The following is a 14,726-nucleotide window of genomic DNA, read 5'->3' on the forward strand; positions in this document are numbered from 1 at the left end:
CCTTCCCCCTGGTAGGGAGAGCTAAAAAACTTATTTACCCTTTAATTCTTTTAAGATCTTCTACTGATTTAGCATTTAATAACTTTTCTACTACTTCTTCATCTGATATTAATCCAACTAACTCAGTAAGATTTTGTAGATGCAATTCGCTATTTTCTGATGCTAATACAAAGAATAATCTTGCATCATGTTCAGGGTCTTCACTAAAATGTACTGGTTTTTCTGTTTTCATGAAGCAAATTGAAGTTGTCTTAACGTCTCCATCAGTTCCTTCTTGTGCATGTGGAATACAAATATTAGGTGCTATAACTATATATGGACCATATTCATTTACACATCTTATAATTGAATCTACATAGCTAGGAAGAATAGCACCTTCTTTTATAAGTGGCTGACATGCAGCCTTTACAGCATCTTCCCAATTGTCAAAACCTTCATGGAATGAATATCTATTTTTTTCTAATAACTCATTAAACATTTAACTTATTCCCCCTAGTATATTGATTAATATATTATCTCTTAGTTTTAAAATCCTAGTTATTACCTATAATTCAATTCCAAATTTGATTTTATAGGAATGATGTATATGGAGTATTTATTGGTTTTGAGAAACAATCATCAAATCCTCTTGGATAATGATATTCTCTATTGTCCTTATCAGTTGGGAAAGTGAATTTTCCTCCTACTTGCCAAATGAATGGAACAAATTTATATTGAAGTCTGTGTTTTCTCATTTCAAATAACACATTAATTTCATTTGTATCTGCTTGGAAGTTTGACCATATGTCATGATGGAATGGAATTATAACTTGTGTATTTAAAGCTTCTGCCATTCTTAAGATATCTGATGAAGTCATCTTATCTGTAATTCCTCTAGGATTTTCACCAAATGATCCTAACGCTACATCAACCTTATGTTCATTTCCATGTTTTGCATAGTAATTTGAGTAATGTGAGTCTCCACTATGATATAGATTTCCGCCAGTTGTTTTAATTAAGTAGTTAACTGCTTTAATATCCATATTTATTGGCATTGTTCCAACTAAGTTTCCTTCTGGTGGTGATGTTATTAGTGCTGTTCTATCAAATGATTCTAAAGCAACTAATTCTACATCTTTTATCTTTATTGTATCTCCTGGTTTTACAACTATACATCTTTCTTTTGGAACTCCCCAGCCTATCCACTTATCTACACAAGCTTGTGGTCCTATAAATGGTACTTTTTCATCACAATTTTTTAATACTGCTGCTGCAACATTTACATCAATGTGATCATTGTGATCATGTGTTGAAATTACAGCATCCACTTCTCTGATTCTAAATGGATCTAACACAAATGGTGCAACTCTTAAATTTGGTTGTAATTTTTTACCTCCACACATTCTTGACATTTGGTGTTGTGGATCCATGTATGGGTTAGCATGTGTTCTTTTACCGCTTCCACACCAGAAGTCTATACAAAGGTTTGCTCCACCTTCACTTTTTAGCCATATGCCTGTACATCCTAACCACCACATTGCAAATGTATTTGGTTTTACTACTTCTTGTTCAATTTCTTCGTTTAGCCAGCTTCCCCATTCTGGAAAAGTTCCTAACACCCATGATTCTCTTGTTATTTCATCTACTTTTGACATTTTTTCTCCTCCTCATCCACCGTTAAGATTATTTTGAATGTTTTGATTGATTTTATTTATTCAAAACATCATATTTTTTAAGCATTAATTATTTTTGTTTTTTGTTTTTATTTTTTTGAACGTTTTTATCGTTTCGTTGTACCTTTATAGTAATCTATTTTTTAATTTATTTCAATAGATTATTTTAAATTTTATGAATATTTAAGTTTTTGTATATGTTTTCACTATAAAATCCACATTAATTTCACTTATGTAAACCTTTTATTATCAATTTTTCAATAAACTCCGACAAATTAACCTTAAATTATGTTTTATGAACGTTTCTTAATATTTTTGTTCATTTTGTTTGTTTCATTATTGATTATTTATATTTGCAAGGTGTATAATGAACATATAAATAAAATAACTTACATTCTAGCTTATTAATTAGCTATATTTTAGGAGGTATCTTATGAATGGAGCAAAGTGGTACTCTTTAAGTAGAAAAGGAAAATTTGGTTTAAGTATTACTTTCTATATAATTTTCTTAGTTTACTTATGTTACCTAATAATCAATGCAGAAAATACATCAGTTAAAGTTCTATACGGAGTAATATTAATATTCTTTGGTTCTTTTGCTTTCTTATATGAAGTTTTAAAAAAATTAAATGATAAGGCAATTTATACTTTAATTGAATTATGTGATCCAATTGAAGCTGAAAGAATCATGAAAAAACTTGAAAAATATGATTATTTAAAAGGTTTTAAATCATCAAATAGAGTTTTTAAGCTTTTATTACTTAAAGATATGGGGAAGTATAAAGAAATAATAGAGTATTTAGATAAAGAAGGAAAGAAGTCATTTTCTACTTCTCTTGATTTACTACTTGTATATTATTACTTCTACTTCTTTGCTTATGCATCACTTAATGACATAGATAATGCAAAAGTTTATTATGAACATGTAATGAAACTTGAAAACGCTAAAATAGGAAGAAAAAGAGTATTACCAGTGTTTTCTTGGGATGAAATAACCGGTCATTATATGTTATTATTAAATAAATTTAAAGATAGTAAAAAGGCTTTTAAAGCAGTTTCAGTTGAAAATATGAATATGCACGAAAAAGTAAATTACCACTTACTAGTGGCTAAGCTATATATTGAAACAAAAGATAAAAATCTAGCTGAAAAAAACTTAAAATTTGTCTTATCTAATGGTAACAAAATGCATGCCACAGAAGAAGCTTCAAAGCTAATTAAAAATCTATAATGTTATTAGGAGGAAATTATGAAACACGCTAAAGGTATTGTTCATAAAAGGCAACAGGCAATACTACAATATTTAAAAGAGAACAAAACCATAAAAACAGATGAATTGTCAAAAATATTATCTGTTTCACCTATTACTATAAGAAGAGACATTCAACTATTCGAAGATCAGGGAATAGTTGAAAGATTTTATGGTGGAGCTACTTTAATAGAAGGAGCATTAAATGATGATCCTTCCTTACTTGATTCTTCTAATAAATATTTATCTCAAAAAGAAGCTATTGCAAAATATGCAGCTAGCTTAATAGAAAATGGTGATACTATATTTATTAATTCTAGTTCTACTGCTCTTTTAGCTCTTCAATATTTAGAAAATAAACGTGTTACTGTTATAACTAATAATGGTAATGCTTTAGTTGCTGCAAAATCACCAAATGTAGAGCTTGTTTTAACTGGTGGAGAGGTTAATGAAAGAAAGAAGACTATGGTTGGAGACTTTGCCACCCATATTATAAATAAAATAACAGCAGATAAATGTATTCTTGGTGTAAGTGGAATTAGTGCTGAATATGGTATAGGTACTTCTGTTCTTCAAGAAACAACAATAAATGAAACTATGTTAAGAAGATGTACCGGTGCAAAAATAATAGTTGCAGATAGTTCTAAAGTGGGAAAGGAACATAATTTTTCTAGTGGATTAATTAGTGATATTTCACATTTAGTTACTGATATATATGCTGATCCAAATCAATTAAGCCTTCTAAATAATAAAGGTGTAATTATTAAAACCGTAAAAACGGAATAAAAACCCAAGTAGACTTATTACTAAGCTAGATTATCTTTATTATATTTAAAAAGCCTAGAATATAGAGTTAAAGTACTCTTTCTATATTCCAGGCTTACTTTTTTATAATATATTTTATTTAAATTCGTTATATTCTTTTTTAGAATATTTATGATGCTTCATACATGCTGTTAATACAAATTCATATCCTTCATCATTAAAATCTATTTCTGTAAGGCTTGTTTGTTTAATAAATGGTGGTTCCCACAAAGTATCTATATCTTTACTTTCTAAAGCTACTAAAAATGTTTTTAAAGCAACTGTATGAGTTACTATTAAAATATTTTTCCCCTTTTCTTTTTGTAATATCTCATTTACTGCTGCAAAAGTTCTTTCCTTAACTTCCATAAATGTTTCGCCATTACCTGTTGGTATGTATTTAGATGGTGTATTCCAAAAGTTATCATAATTTTCTATATCTAACTCTTTAAGCTCTTCTTGGTTTAATCCTTCCCAATTTCCTACTCTAATTTCTTTTAATCCATCATGAGGAACTATTTCTATTTCCTTATCTCCTCTAACTATCTTTGCAGTATTGTATGCTCTACCTATAGGACTTGTATATATTACATCAATAGGAGTATCTTTTATTCTTTCTTGTAACCATTCAGCTTGCTTAATTCCAAGTTCACTTAAAGGAGAATCTCCCCATCCTTGCATTATACCTTGAATATTCCATTCTGTTTCCCCGTGTCTTGTTAAATATAATTTAGTCATTATTTCCCTTAGTTAAAGCCTTTCTAAAATACCCTAACTAAAGTCACCTCCCTTATTTATCTTTCTATAATTAAATGCAATAAATCTGATACATAAAAGATATACACCTAATTTAAAGCATAATTTATCTAAAATGTACCAGATTTATTAACTATTATATTTAATTCTATTTATCTTCTACTTTTTTCTCTTCCTTATCAACTATTCCAACTATTTCAAGAATTTTTTCTGATCTCTTTTTAGTTGATCCAGTTATTACTGTATAGTTCACATTTTCAGCTTCTAAGAAACTTAAAATAGCTTTATCTACAGCCTTTGCTATTTCTTCATCTTGCCATCTTACTCCATCTTTTGAGTATCCAAATTCTCTTGGTACAAAGAATATATGATCATATTTAGGTAAATCTCTTAAAGCTAGAACATAAAGGTCTTTTAATATTTCTATTTCTTTAATACTTCTCTTTTTATCCCCCAACATAAATCTTCCATATATGTAAGGAACAAATGTAGCATAATCAGTTAATGCATAATCAAAAGAATTTAGACTTTCTTCTATATGAAGTTGTCCTAAATATATTCCATATTGTTCTGATATAGTTTCTATCATCCCTTTATCTCTTAGATAATCCGTACTATATTCAGTAGCAACTCCTACATTTAAATCTCTGATTTTCATTTCTACGTATAATTGTTGTATTAATGTAGTTTTACCACATCTCGGTCCACCTAAAATAGCTATTCTTTTTGGCATTGGTTTCCCCCTCCAGATTTCCATAAAATTTATAAGTTCATCAAAAATCTAGTTATAAACAACCTTACTACAAAAACCAACACTAAATTTAAGAATCACTTTAATATTCGTCAAAATTTTCATTTTTATTGGAGATTATATTATACCAATCATCGCCATTTATTTCAATGTATAATAAGTAGAAACTTTCCCTTTAAACTTAGTCTACTACTACTTTTGAAAGATTATTTTCCCTTCTTTATATATATGCTTTTTAAGATTCTCATTTAATATTTTATTGTAGTTAATTACATCAAAAAAGTATGATATTAGATTAACTCTAATTTTTCTAATCCCTTTGTTATTCCTTCATTCTCTACATCTTCTGTAAAGTCATAAGCAACTGCTTCTAGCTTTTCATGATATCCACCCATTGCAATTCCATGTTTTACAACTTGGAACATTTCAATATCATTTTCACCATCACCAAAAGCATAGGTCTTGTCCATATCTATACCTAACTTATTTACTAATTGTTCAACTCCATAACCTTTAGTATACTTACTTAAATACATTTCAAAAGAAACACCCATTGGATGCTTCATAAATGTAAAACCATCCTTATACTTTTCAGATACCTTTTCAAAAATTTCATTATTTTCATTATTAACTATTATTATCTTACTTGTCTTAACTTTACTTCTATCCCACTTATCAGTGATATAATCCATATTAAGTTTTGCACCCTCTAGTAAATCCATTAATTTCTTATTTTCATAACTTGAAATATAATTCATTTCATGGCCTTCTAACATATAATCAATATTATTTTCTTTAAAGTAATCTAATATTTCATTAAGTTTCTCATTATCTATAGGATAATCAAATATTATGTCTTCCTTAAAATCTGCATATGCTCCATTGGAAGCTATGTAACCATCAAGACCTAGATTAAGTAAATTTTCATCAATACAGCTTTTAGGTCTTCCAGTTGCAAGTATAGTTAAAAATTTATTTTCCTTTAATTTCTTTATAGAGTTTCTTGTACTTTCAGTAGGAGCACTTATCCCCTTAAAGCAATCTATAAGAGTTCCATCTACATCAAAAAATACTATTCCTTTACAATCCTTCATTTAATCCTCCTAAAATCTTATGTAAATATTAAGCCATTGTTTCCTATTATACCATTCTTATATTCCTTAGACAAAACTTCTCCTAGATAATTCTAATAAATCTTTTTTACCTATTATGTTATAATAATCATATAAATTTATAAACGACTTAGAGCTTAGCTGGAGGAACAAATGAAGAAAGAACATAAATTAAAAGATTTAATTATATTTGCAATATTTTCAAGCCTTTTGTTATTAATAATTTTTCTTATTTCATTTTTTTGTGGTGGAACCTTAATGTTACTATTTGGTCTTAAATACTCTTCAATAAAAGTATTAATAAAATTTTTTATTATTTATTTTGTTGTTGATTTAATTATAGACAATATACTTGAACCTCTTGCAACTGCAATAAAAGAAGTTAAAGATCTTAGTGACATTCAATATAATATTCTTTATTTTTTCATGGATGTTCCTATACAAATTTTAATTCTTGGACTTATAAGCTCTAGCATAAGTGGAATACATATGCCTGTTTTAACAATAATTTTATTTTCAATAGCCTACTATTTTATAGGTTACTTTTTAAATAAAAAGTTAGAAGAGTAGCGTATAAATGGTGGTGTTATTTATGAAAACAAAAAACTTTTTTAAAAATTTCTTTTATATATTAAAATATATTTTCATACTATATTTAGTTAATATAACTGTAGGAATATTACAATATGTTACTGATATAAAAAATAATGATTTAGGTGTTTTTATTGCTTTAATCTCTACTCTTTTTATTTATTATATTTTATTGAAAAAAGAGAAAAAAAATTTATTTCGCTATGTAAAAATAAATAAAATAAAAATAACTAGTAGATCTATTCTTTTAATACTTATATTTTCCATAAGTTACTTTTGTATATATACTAGCTTAAATAATATTTCTTTAAAGACATCTCAAGGTACAGAAATATTGCATGCAAATCTTAATATACTTGCTATATTTCATTTAATTTTACTTGCTCCACTAATTGAAGAAATACTTTTTAGAGGAATTATATTTTTAAAATTAAAAGAATCTGTAAATGTATATACTGCAATTATAGTTCAAGGATTAATTTTTGGTTTTCTTCATGGAGCTGTTAGTGGTTATATAGCACAAAGCCTTCTTGCTACATTATCAGGAATTGTATTTTGCTATATATATTATAAAACTGATAATTTAACCTTTCCTATAATACTTCATATTATTTATAATCTTTTAGTTTTAATATTCCAAACTTTAATGACAAATACTAATATAGTAATTTTACTTTCTATAGGTATAATTGGACTTACTTTAAGTTATTTCTTATATAAGAAATAACACATAAAAAAAGCAAGTAGTTCATCTACTTGCTTTTCCTAAAGACTCTATTTATAAATTTATTTAATTATTTCTTATAGCATGAATTATTAATCTACCATCATGTATTGAAAAATCACATGTGGACAATGTTATTATATCCTTATCTGATTTTAACTCTACATTACTATTAAATATGGATTTAGATTTTAAATCATTTAAATACCTAATATAATCTCCATTATAATAGAACTGGTTATTATAATGTTCTTTGTCTAACTCTTCAACATATATAGAAAAAATTTCATATTCAATTACTTCATTTTCTAATGTAATATATATTTTATTGTTATTATTAAAGAAATTTTCTTCTTTAAATTTAAGTAAATCAGCAAACATACTTCCATCTTTCATATTATGTCCATGTATTACAGTATTACCTTTATTAAAAGGAGTTTTGTTATCATATTCTATAAGTATAGAGCCTCCATTATTTTTTTCCTTTTTAAAATTATGATTTAAATAGTATTCATTATTGATTCCTTGTGTTATTGGATAATTAACTTCTGTATTAGGTATAGTTATCCATGCTTTTATATCACTATTTATATCCTTAAGTTTTTTAAAATCCTCTTCTAAAAACCCTCTTTTATTACTTTCATTATCTTTCATAACTTCTGGTGAGTACACTCTCATCTCATTATATACTTTTTTATTTTCCCTATATTCAACTAATCTTTTTATTATAATAAATGATGATATTACAAAGGTGACTAAACATATAAAAAACATAAAAAATCTTATATATTCTAGTAAAGATAGTTTTCTCTTGAGAATTTTATTATATCCTTTATTTTTTAGATTCATTTTTTCTCTTAGGTCTAAAAACATAGGCTCCTGCTAAAGATACTCCAGATATTGCTACAACTGCACCTATTATATCTCCTGTATATAACCCTTTTGAATCTTTTGACTCATCTTCATTCTTGACTTCTGATTTATTTGAAGAGTTATTACTATTTGAATTTCCATTCTCTGATGAATTTCCTTGTCCCCCTGTATTTTCAGGCTTTCCTTGGTTTTCTAAATTCCCATCACTTTCTTGATTTTCATCTCCACTAGGTTTTTCCCCTTCATCAGGCTTTTCTGTTCCATCTGGTTTTTCACTTCCATCTGGTTTTTCTGTATTATTATCTTTATAAACATAATTAAAATTCACTTCTGAATCTGAAGGAATTTCATCTATTTTTCCCTCTTTATTTTTATTAGAATAAATATATTTAAAAGATTTCCCACTAACTATGTTATAAGTTGTGTTAGCCTCTCCATTAACTGTTAAAGTACAAACTGGTAATTTACTAAACTCAACTAAGTTTTCCTTTGATGTTACATAAATATTTATAGTGTTCTTATCTTTATTATAAATATAATTTTTATTCACTACACTTTTATTTAAAGCTTCACTCCACTTTAAATCAGCTAAAGTTACATCACCTACAATTTTTAATTCTAACTGAAATGATTTTGCTTCATAATTAAAATTATCAATAGATACTTCTACAACATTAGCTTCCTTTTCTACTCTCTCTAAAACTATACCAGTTGAAGCACTAACTGATCTTACAGGAGATAAAAATATAACTCCAGCTACTAAAGATATTGCTAATCCTTTTATTATCCTTTTCATATTTGCCTCCTTTTCCTACTTTGTTTTAGTTAGTTTTCATATTCTCAGGAATTATTCCACCATCAATAGACATTTCTGGTAGTTCCTCTGGAATATCTACATATAATGTATCACTTACTAACCTTTGACCTTCTGATGTTTCTGCATCATTAACTCTGTATAACTCTGCTCTTATATCATTTGGTAATTGTCCAATTTCCTTATAATTTTCTGGAGTTATAAAGAATATCCAAGTACCACTACTTATTTCACCTAAATCACCATTTTCAGGTATTTCCGCAAATAGTAATTGTTCTCCTGAAAGTACATTATTATCTCTATCTCTTAAAAGTATTGCGTTAAATACAGGATTTCCTCTATATTCACCAGTAAATACTATTGATCCTTTAGGTATTAAATCTTCTGGATTTTTACCATATACAAAATCCTCTGATAACTTGCCAATTCCATTATTTTTTAAGTCAATATTATCACCAGGAGGTGCTATTATATCAAGCTCTGCCATTGAAATGCCCTTAGCTCTTGGCGCAACAATTTTAACATAAGCTGTATCATATGCCCATAGTTGCTTACCTCCTGAAGAACCTTCTTTATTAAAGTAAATTACTTCTTCTGGCTTATCTACTGATACATTAAGTTGTCCCTTATTAGCTAATGTCCACGTTTCTTTATCCTTACTTACATAAACTTCATAATCTTTAATAGTATCTTCTGATAATTTTCCTTCTTCTACCCCAGCTGTATATTTAAATCCAACTATATTTTGCATTTCTTCTAGTTCTACTATTAAATAAGGATTTTCATTTGTCTCTTTTAACCCTTTATAGATTGTACTATTATCATAATCCTTAATTTTTTCTATTGATGGATTTGAAACTGGCCCTGTTGTGTTATTTTCATCATTTACATCTTCTAACGATTTCATATTACTATTAATACTCCATGATGTTTTAGTTAAACTACCATCATGAGATATTTTTATTGGATTTAAAGTAACTTTTTCTGTCTTATTTAAATTATAATCGTATGCAACAACTTCATAAGTAAGTACTCTATTATTAACTGATACATAATCATTGTAAGAAGCTTCTGTAGTAAATCCTATTACTTTACCATTTCTGTATATTTCATATCCAAGGATTTTATCGCTATCCTTATATGTCCCTAAAGTTAGTTCAACTTTCTTAGATTTAGTAGAGTCATCATATTCTAATGAAGCTTTTACTTTTGTATCAGAAGCCATAGCCTCTACTCCCTCTAATTTCTTTCTTCTAGCTTCATCATTTAAATATTGAATATCTCTAGTTTCTTTTTCATATCCCTTTGAATCAAGATACTCTAGAGTACTGCTATCTGCAATTACTCCCCATTTATTAAAGAAATCCCTTAAATCTTTCTTTGCTGCATCTGAAGCAAATCTTATAAGGTTTTGTTCCATGTTTTCTCCCTTATCTTCATTCGTTGCTTCTCTAGCTATCTTTGATAATCTTGCATAAAAAGAATCATTATTATGGTCATTATCTCTATCTGTTCTTAGCATTAATGCAGTTGGATTCTCATCATAAGCTAAATGCAATTGCCAGAACATAGCTAGTTGAACAAATACATTTCCTGGAAGTCCCACTGTTTCAGATGTAACCTTTCTATAGACATCATCATATCTTCCGTCATTTTCTAATCTTGATTTTGATTTGTCATCTAATGTTTGAGCTAAAAGAGCTATTATATTATTTGTAACTTCAGCTTTTGCAATTCCAGGTATTTCTGTAACGTGACCTAATTCATGGGCTATTCCCCATCCAAATAATTGTCCTGAATCCTTAACTGTACCATCTTCATTAAATGTATATGGAACTCCTTTTACAAGAGCTGCTACTGAGCCATATTCAACTCCCACATGATGACTTGAAGCGTACATAAATGCTCCTGCAAACATTCTTTGATATTTAACATGAAGACGACTTTTTGGAATTGAATGTCTTTTATCGGAATCTGAAATTTCAGCTACTCCTCTTTCAGCGTATTTTAAATCTAAAAGTTGTTCCCATGCTAATAAGCTATTATATAGTCTATCTACTTCTTCATCTTCACTAGATAAACCTGTTGTAATTCCTTCTAAAATTGCTTTAGCTGGCATATTAAGAGTTACTTTATCTCCTTCAATATCAGTTGCATTTAATATACTAGTTGCATCATCATATCTATATTCATTATTAGATTTATTAGTAAATATTTTAGGATACTCATCCTTCATTGTTTCAACATGATCTTTTAACTCTCTAATATATTGTCTAATTTCCTCTTTAACTTCTGATTCTTTGCTACTATCATTTATTTTTCCATAAACATTAAGGTGTGGTATTTTCTTTGCTCCACTTATTCTTATTTTAATAGGATTATTAGATGGTGATGCACTTGGATATCTTACATAAATAGCTCCACCTTTCTCAACATCTAAGTTGCTTATTTCAGGTACTTCTATTACATTTTTACCCTTATTTAACTTAATAGTTTTAATAAATTTTCCACTTTCAGCATAATGTTGAGTAAATGCTAACTCTGGTAATATATTACCTTCTGTTCCAACATAAACTACTATTTCATCACCAGCCTTAGCTGTATATCCTAAAGATTGATAGTCATTTTTTAATCCTAAATTATTTCCACAATTATTGATATTTTGATTAACAGTTAATATATTTTTATCAATGTTTTTATCATTTAAAATATCTTCTGCTAATTGTATTTCTTCTAAAATTATATTTTGATTTGGATGATATTCTCCACTTACACTATCCTTTGTATTAGCTCTTTCTCTAAGGTTATTTATTTTCTCTTGAGTTACATCATCTTTTATATCTATTAGTAAATCATCTGTAAACAAGTTTCTTACATCATCTTCGATGCTATCATATTTATAAAATTTAACTTCACTTATACTAGATAGAGGGACGTATGCCGGATGTATTCTTAAACAAACTTGAATTTTGTTAGTTGTAATAGGTTTAGGGAATTTTATTTCATAATATATTTTTCCATTACTTGTTTTTTGAATATATCGTCCATTCATATTAACAAAATTATTTGTTTCACTATCATAATATCTAATTGGAACATAATCATATGCAGCTCCGCCATATCCATTATCTAAACGAGTAACAAGTCTTACGGTATCCATTGTATATTCTTTATCAAAAGTAACTAATGGGCCTGTTCCATGACTTGTATTCCATGTAGTTGATGTCCAGCTTGTTGTATAATCATTATCGACAACTGCAAATTTTTCAACACCATTTGGATGCTCTTTATTGCTGTAATTTGGATATTCAACATTAACTATTCCTTCTGTAGGAGATTCTCCTGCTTTAAAGTTTTCTTTTGGTCTATTTATAAGATTATATTCTGTAATTGTAGGTCCTTTAAGACTTACAGTTGCACCTAAATACACCTTAGACTTTCCACTTTCTCCAAAAGCATTATAAGATGTTAAATATATTTCATACTCTACTTCGTCTTCTAAATTAAATAATTGATATGATGTTCCTGTGATTTTTTCTACCTTTTTATAATCACTTTCTCCCTTCTTTCTATAGAAAAGATTATATCCTTCTGCACCTTTCATACTTTTCCAAGATATATTTAAAGACTTATAGTCTCCTGTAATAATAATATTTTCTGGTGCATCTGGAGCTTTTTTAGGTGCTGGAGTAGCCTTTACAACTTCTGACCAATCACCTTTCCAATCATCACCACTATAGCTTCTTACCTTAACTTCATATTCTGTAAAGTTTTCTACTTCCTTTAATGCTATAGAGTTTGTCCCACTTTTAGCTATTTTCTCAGTAGTATCTTTACCATTTGGTGATTTATAACAAACTTCATATCCATCAATATTAACTTGATTTGTCCATTTAAGTTTTATTTCTGAATCTGAAGTTTCTACTTCTGTTATAGTAGGTGCTGTATTTTCAACCTTTGGTATTTCTTTATATATGTCATTTACAAATTCAACTTTACCTATTTCTGCAAGATTATTATTAGTTGGATCTGTTGCTGATACTTTTATTGTAATTTTTTTAACTGCTACTTGTTTACCTAAATTAATTACAACCTTTTCACTCTCTTTAGCTTTGACACTTCTAGCTTCTACAGCAAAACTTTCTCCTATATTATGTACTATCACTTGTCCATTATCTGTTTCAACTAAAACCTGCCCTGCAGCTATTCCCTTAACATCAAGTGATACCTGCTCAGAACGTATATTAGGAAGAGCTATTGATACTTGAGCTTCTGAATTTTTATCAGGTTCTAAAGTAATTCCTTTTTCAGAATCATTAAAGATACTTGCTACCTCTCCAATTATATTTCCTTTACTTTCAGCTTCAACTATGTTTACTTTACTTGTATCTACTATAGCTTTAGTATCCACTATAGATACATCCTTTATAACTTCTTTTGTTATACTTTCATTAACATAGGCTAAATCAGTAATATCAACTAATCCATCTCTATTAAAATCATATAAAGTATTATTTGTACCAATATTATTTAAAACTAAATCATAATCATTTTTAGTTGTCTTACTATCTCCATCAACATCAACTTTTAAAGCAACTGGTCTATCATTAGATATATAAATTCTTTTAGAATAAGACTTAACTTCAATATTTTCCTTTAATATTATTGGGGCAAACCCCTCTCCATTAACTTCTAATGTATAAACTCCAACTGGTATATTTTCAATTAATGTGTTGTAGTAATATACATCACCTTCTGATATCTCATCTAAGCTATATCCTAAAGTTTTTGTTTCATAGGTAATATCTCCGTTACTACTATTTGCTTTATTATTTCCTAACGGAATAGTAATTACTTCCTCATTACCTCTTTTTAATTTTAATACTAGCTTTGTTATATCTACTGAATTACTTTTAATAGGAATATCAAACTTAAAATTAATTTCTACAGTTCCCCTAGATTTATTTTCACTGGATGCAACACTTACGTCATCTATTTTATTATTGATAGCATATACTGGCGCAAACTGTGAAAATATCATCTCAGTAGCAATAGTTGCAGCTATTAAAACAGCTATAGATTTTCTTTTCATAAAAACTACCTCCTTCTCAAACTAATTAGATTTCTTGTAAAGCTTTTAAGAACCCTATTGTTACATTTTACCACAAATTAACCTTTGTTAAAGAATTATTTTATTTAATTTTAATACATTTTTTAAAATAATTATAATTTATTCAAAAATATTATTTTTTTACGACATTCTTTCAATGCTAAATTAATATTAATATATTTTATTTAAGATTAATTTTTAAATATTATTTAATTTTATTTAAAATTATCTTTAAAACCTCCACATTAATTGATATAATAATCTCAGCTTTGGAAAAAAATATAAAAATT

General features: G+C 27.6%; 12 protein-coding genes. 4 read left to right on the forward strand and 8 right to left on the reverse strand.

Features of this window, described 5'->3' with window-relative positions:
* Positions 1-34 precede the first annotated feature (34 nt).
* Both CP523_RS05270 and ulaG read right to left on the reverse strand, forming a co-directional pair.
* A complete protein-coding gene (locus tag CP523_RS05270) occupies positions 35-478 on the reverse strand; it encodes a PTS sugar transporter subunit IIA (RefSeq protein WP_066676259.1) in 444 nt (147 codons plus the stop codon).
* Positions 479-569: 91 nt separating this feature from the next.
* Positions 570-1,634, reverse strand: coding sequence for an L-ascorbate 6-phosphate lactonase (ulaG, locus tag CP523_RS05275; RefSeq protein ID WP_066676261.1), 1,065 nt, complete (start codon positions 1,632-1,634; stop codon positions 570-572).
* Positions 1,635-2,085: 451 nt separating this feature from the next.
* Between ulaG and CP523_RS05280 the strand changes: the two genes are divergently transcribed.
* Positions 2,086-2,883, forward strand: a complete 798-nt coding sequence (locus tag CP523_RS05280; RefSeq protein WP_066676263.1) for a hypothetical protein — start codon at positions 2,086-2,088, stop codon at positions 2,881-2,883.
* An 18-nt stretch (positions 2,884-2,901) separates the two neighbouring features.
* Positions 2,902-3,687 carry a DeoR/GlpR family DNA-binding transcription regulator gene (locus tag CP523_RS05285; RefSeq protein ID WP_066676264.1) on the forward strand — a complete coding sequence of 262 codons (786 nt, stop codon included), beginning with the start codon at positions 2,902-2,904 and terminating at the stop codon, positions 3,685-3,687.
* 114 nt (positions 3,688-3,801) lie between these two features.
* Here the strand turns inward: CP523_RS05285 and CP523_RS05290 are convergent, their stop codons facing one another.
* The 3 genes from CP523_RS05290 to CP523_RS05305 form a co-directional block, all read right to left on the reverse strand.
* Positions 3,802-4,443, reverse strand: a complete 642-nt coding sequence (locus tag CP523_RS05290; RefSeq protein WP_066676266.1) for a histidine phosphatase family protein — start codon at positions 4,441-4,443, stop codon at positions 3,802-3,804.
* Positions 4,444-4,609: 166 nt separating this feature from the next.
* On the reverse strand, positions 4,610-5,194 hold the full coding sequence (locus tag CP523_RS05295) for an AAA family ATPase (RefSeq protein WP_066676268.1): 585 nt from the start codon (positions 5,192-5,194) through the stop codon (positions 4,610-4,612).
* Between the two features lie 308 nt (positions 5,195-5,502).
* Entirely contained in the window at positions 5,503-6,306 is an 804-nt protein-coding gene (locus CP523_RS05305) for a Cof-type HAD-IIB family hydrolase (protein WP_066676270.1), read from the reverse strand.
* Between the two features lie 171 nt (positions 6,307-6,477).
* On the opposite strand from CP523_RS05305, the gene CP523_RS05310 reads away from it, so the two are divergent.
* Positions 6,478-6,894, forward strand: coding sequence for a YrvL family regulatory protein (locus CP523_RS05310; protein ID WP_066676272.1), 417 nt, complete (start codon positions 6,478-6,480; stop codon positions 6,892-6,894).
* 22 nt (positions 6,895-6,916) lie between these two features.
* Entirely contained in the window at positions 6,917-7,642 is a 726-nt protein-coding gene (locus tag CP523_RS05315) for a CPBP family intramembrane glutamic endopeptidase (protein WP_162925950.1), read from the forward strand.
* A 63-nt stretch (positions 7,643-7,705) separates the two neighbouring features.
* Here CP523_RS05315 and srtB read toward each other — a convergent pair whose 3' ends face one another.
* The 3 genes from srtB to CP523_RS05330 are packed head-to-tail and all read right to left on the reverse strand — an operon-like array spanning position 7,706 to position 14,418.
* A complete protein-coding gene (srtB, locus tag CP523_RS05320; RefSeq protein ID WP_207666557.1) occupies positions 7,706-8,413 on the reverse strand; it encodes a class B sortase in 708 nt (235 codons plus the stop codon).
* Positions 8,414-8,471: 58 nt separating this feature from the next.
* Entirely contained in the window at positions 8,472-9,308 is an 837-nt protein-coding gene (locus CP523_RS05325; RefSeq protein ID WP_066676278.1) for a hypothetical protein, read from the reverse strand.
* Between the two features lie 25 nt (positions 9,309-9,333).
* On the reverse strand, positions 9,334-14,418 hold the full coding sequence (locus CP523_RS05330) for a M60 family metallopeptidase (RefSeq protein ID WP_120140612.1): 5,085 nt from the start codon (positions 14,416-14,418) through the stop codon (positions 9,334-9,336).
* Positions 14,419-14,726 lie beyond the last annotated feature (308 nt).

The organism is Clostridium septicum (assembly GCF_003606265.1).
Classification (GTDB): Bacteria; Bacillota; Clostridia; order Clostridiales; family Clostridiaceae; genus Clostridium; species Clostridium septicum.

Excerpts from the sequence above, each read along its gene's own strand:
- CP523_RS05295 (WP_066676268.1), bottom strand. The coding sequence starts at position 5,194 with ATGCCAAAAAGAATAGCTATTTTAGGTGGACCGAGATGTGGTAAAACT.
- CP523_RS05280 (WP_066676263.1), top strand. The coding sequence starts at position 2,086 with ATGAATGGAGCAAAGTGGTACTCTTTAAGTAGAAAAGGAAAATTTGGT.
- CP523_RS05290 (WP_066676266.1), bottom strand. The coding sequence starts at position 4,443 with ATGACTAAATTATATTTAACAAGACACGGGGAAACAGAATGGAATATT.
- CP523_RS05325 (WP_066676278.1), bottom strand. The coding sequence starts at position 9,308 with ATGAAAAGGATAATAAAAGGATTAGCAATATCTTTAGTAGCTGGAGTT.
- CP523_RS05330 (WP_120140612.1), bottom strand. The coding sequence starts at position 14,418 with ATGAAAAGAAAATCTATAGCTGTTTTAATAGCTGCAACTATTGCTACT.
- CP523_RS05305 (WP_066676270.1), bottom strand. The coding sequence starts at position 6,306 with ATGAAGGATTGTAAAGGAATAGTATTTTTTGATGTAGATGGAACTCTT.
- CP523_RS05310 (WP_066676272.1), top strand. The coding sequence starts at position 6,478 with ATGAAGAAAGAACATAAATTAAAAGATTTAATTATATTTGCAATATTT.
- ulaG (WP_066676261.1), bottom strand. The coding sequence starts at position 1,634 with ATGTCAAAAGTAGATGAAATAACAAGAGAATCATGGGTGTTAGGAACT.
- CP523_RS05315 (WP_162925950.1), top strand. The coding sequence starts at position 6,917 with ATGAAAACAAAAAACTTTTTTAAAAATTTCTTTTATATATTAAAATAT.
- srtB (WP_207666557.1), bottom strand. The coding sequence starts at position 8,413 with ATGTTTTTTATATGTTTAGTCACCTTTGTAATATCATCATTTATTATA.
- CP523_RS05285 (WP_066676264.1), top strand. The coding sequence starts at position 2,902 with ATGAAACACGCTAAAGGTATTGTTCATAAAAGGCAACAGGCAATACTA.
- CP523_RS05270 (WP_066676259.1), bottom strand. The coding sequence starts at position 478 with ATGTTTAATGAGTTATTAGAAAAAAATAGATATTCATTCCATGAAGGT.